This is a genomic window from Mesorhizobium sp. M7A.F.Ca.CA.001.08.2.1 (assembly GCF_003998455.1).
In the GTDB taxonomy this organism is placed as follows: Bacteria; Pseudomonadota; Alphaproteobacteria; order Rhizobiales; family Rhizobiaceae; genus Mesorhizobium; species Mesorhizobium ciceri.
Genome location: NZ_RZPW01000665.1, coordinates 1 through 3,515, shown reverse-complemented (window position 1 = coordinate 3,515; position 3,515 = coordinate 1). Strand labels below are relative to the sequence as shown.

General features: G+C 60.1%; 2 protein-coding genes. Both read left to right on the top strand.

Going from position 1 to position 3,515, the window contains the following annotated elements; translation table 11 throughout:
* Nucleotides 1-3,002: VCBS domain-containing protein (locus EN914_RS28610; RefSeq protein ID WP_127244331.1), on the top strand; the 3,002-nt coding region annotated here is incomplete at its 5' end.
* Nucleotides 3,003-3,062: 60 nt separating this feature from the next.
* Complete coding sequence (locus tag EN914_RS28605) at nucleotides 3,063-3,434, top strand: hypothetical protein (protein WP_024505134.1); 372 nt, start codon at nucleotides 3,063-3,065, stop codon at nucleotides 3,432-3,434.
* Nucleotides 3,435-3,515: the final 81 nt, after the last annotated feature.

The following is a 3,515-nucleotide window of genomic DNA, read 5'->3' as shown; positions in this document are numbered from 1 at the left end:
CGCAGACCCACGACAAGGCGACGGGTCACGACACGACAATCATCGACACCGTTGCGGTCGCGGTCGACGGTATCGGCGGCACCCACGGCGGCGGCAACATCGTCGTCACCATCGTCGACGACGTGCCTGTGGGGCACAATGTGAATGCCGGTGCGCTGACCGAAGACGGCGCCACGACCACTGTCAGCGGCAACGTCACGACCGACTACGGCAACACGTTCGGCGCCGACGGCCCGGCGGCGGCTGGCTCGGTGAATTGGGGCGCGGCGACCGCCACGCTGGGCGGCAACCCTATCGTCCTGGCCGACTACGGCACGCTGACGCAGAACGCCAATGGTACCTGGAGCTTCGTGCTGGACAACAGCAAGCCGGCGACGCAGGCGCTGAAGAACGGCGATGCGATCAACGTGTCGTTCGGCTACACGCTGACCGACCATGACAGCGACGCCGACACCAAGACCATCACGTTCACCATCAACGGCGCCGACGACAACGCCACGGTGGTGGTTACGCCGAGTAACGATGCCAATGCCAATGGCGCCGCCAGCGTCGTGTACGAGCACGGCCTGACCTCGGCCCCCGACACCAGCGAGACCGACACCGGCGCGTTCAAGGTCACGGCGACCGACGGCATCGCCACGGTGACCATCGGCGGCCAGACCCACGCGCTGAATGCCTGGCTCAACCAGACCATCAACACGCCCGACGGCACGTTGAAGATCACCGGCGTGACGGCTGCGGCGGACGGCAAGTCGGCCGACTTCACCTACAGCTACACGCTCAATGCCGCGCAGACCCACGACAAGGCGACGGGTCACGACACGACAATCATCGACACCGTTGCGGTCGCGGTCGACGGTATCGGCGGCACCCACGGCGGCGGCAACATCGTCGTCACCATCGTCGACGACGTGCCGACGGCACACCTCGATATCGGCAATGTGACGGAAGGCGCGACGCTTAATGTGGATGCGGCCAACGGCGTCCTGTTGAATGACGTGCCCGGTGCTGACGGCTATGCGGCCAGCGGCGCGGTGGTCGGCGTTGCCGCCGGCAACAATACGGCGAACCCGGTGAGTGGCGGTGTCAATCAGGTGATCATCGGCCTGTACGGCACACTGACGCTGCAGGCGAACGGCGCGTATATATACAAGGCGACGGCGGACAAGATCTCGGCGAACGCGACCGACACGTTCGTCTACACGATCAAGGACGGCGACGGGGATCTGTCGACGACGACGCTGACCATCAGTGTCGCGAACGTGACGCTGACCCCCATCAACCAGACCGGCCAGGTCAACGAAGCGGCGCTGGACATGGTGACCGATCCAGGCGACCTCGGTCACGGCGCGGTGACGGGCTCCAACCCGCCGAGCACCGCCGAGACGGTGACGGGCCAGCTCAATGTGGCGGGCACGGGCATTACCTACACGCCGATCTCCACGACGACAGCGCATGGCATATTCCAGCTGCAGACCAGCGGCGCCTGGACCTATACGCTGACATCGCCGTTCAACAGCGGCGCGGTCCAGGGAGCCAACACGCTGACGGGTGCGGAAAGCTTCACCTACACGGCAAAGGACGCAAACGGCAACACTGTGACCGGCACGGTCAAGATCGACGTCGTCGATGACGTGCCTGCGATTGCCTCTATTGAGAGCCAGATTGTTGCCAACGCTGCCGGCTCGCATGTCGGAACCTGGTCATACACGCCTGGTGCCGACGGACTGTCGGCGATTGCGATCTCACTGGCCAATCAGGCGAGCGTAACACAAATCGACCATTCAACGTCGACCTACGACGCTGCTACCGGCACGGCCAAATACACTGCGTTCTTCGACGCCGCGGGTACGCAGCCCTACTTCACGGTCACGATGAAGGCGGATGGCACCTACAACTTTGAGGTGATCAATCCCGCACCCACGATAGTGGTAACAGATACGACAGCAACCAACGCTGGGAGCTTTGGTGGCAACAATTATGGCCTCTATCTTGAGCAAATAGCTGTAAAGAACAACGTGGCAACTCCCCTTCATACGGATATACTTTTTACTGGAAATTCAGGGTGGGTTTCAGGTACGACTCTTGGCAGCCAGGCGACAATAAACTCAAACAACAACGGTTTGGGTGTAGGATCCGGACAAACATTGGACAATAAAGAATCGATAACGTTGAAGTTCCTTCAGGGAGATGGCGACAAAAACTCTGCAACCCACCCAACAACCGCGGTTGGCATGGATCATGTCATGATCAATTTCTTGAACGGGTCTAACGGCGGGCAGATGACAGGCAGCTATGCTGTTAATGTGATTACTTATGATCAGAATGGAATTGCCCACGATCAGGGTAGCATGAACATTGTCAACGGCGTTCTAGACATCAGCTCGGCCAGCCTGATGTATGGAGTCTCCATTATCAATACCGGCAACACAGGACTGCTTATTGGCGGTACCACTACCAGCGTGACGACCGCCACCGAGATACCCCACGACGTCGGGTTGCACTTCAACGTCGATGTCGTGGATGGCGACGGCGACAAGGCCAGTCATGGCTTCGACATCGTTGTCGACGCCAATGATGGGCACCAGGCCACGCTTACCGGTGACTCCACCTATGACCCCAATATCCTGTCGGGCGGACCGGGCGATGACATTCTCGTCACCGCCACGGGCTACAACATACTGTCCGGCGGTGCGGGCGCCGACACGTTCAAGCTCGAGCACCTGGATATCAAGGATCTCATCACCGACTACCACGGCACCGGCCCAGGTGGTGAGGGCGATAAAATCGACCTGAGCGCGCTGTTCGACAAGGCTGCAGGGACCATTGCCGACTACGTGCACTACGACACCAGCACCAAGACGCTGAGCGTCGACACTGATGGTTCGGGCAATGCGGCCAATTTCGTGGCCGTTGCCGAGTTGCAGAACGGACCTGCCGCGGGCACGATCACGATACTCTACGACGACACGGCGCATGTACAACACACGGTAACGATCTAACGGCATAGCGCGGGGCCATGTGATTATGTTATACGTCGCTAATATCTAGGGGAGCTCAACATGAAACGTTCTGCAAGACTGCTTGTTTCCGCTGCGACGCTGTTGCTGGCAGTCGGGTCGACGGGGTATGCCGCCGACATCATCGAAGGTCCGACAGGCGATTATTGCCGGGTCGTCGGCACGTCCAATCTGGTCTTGAACGACAACATCGTCGATCTGAAGCAGGAGGTTGTGAAGCTGATGGACGAGTCGGTTGCCGCCGCCAACAGCTCAGAGTGGATCAACTCGTCCCGGCCCGTCTTCGTCTGGGCATCGGAAGCCAAGGTCGCCTGCGGCATGGCTTACGGCTACCTGAAGACGAACTACAAGGACGAAGACACCCTCAACAAATGCGAGTGTTTTCACGATCGCATGGTCGAGTACATGCACTGACCGGATAGGCGAACCCACGCCTGTTGGCCATCATGACAGCCGCCGGATCCTTCCTGAAGGCGGTCGCGGGCGCGATCGGGT

What these genes read in the sequence shown, in the direction of transcription:
- EN914_RS28605 (WP_024505134.1), top strand. Translation starts at nt 3,063, where the DNA reads ATGAAACGTTCTGCAAGACTGCTTGTTTCCGCTGCGACGCTGTTGCTG.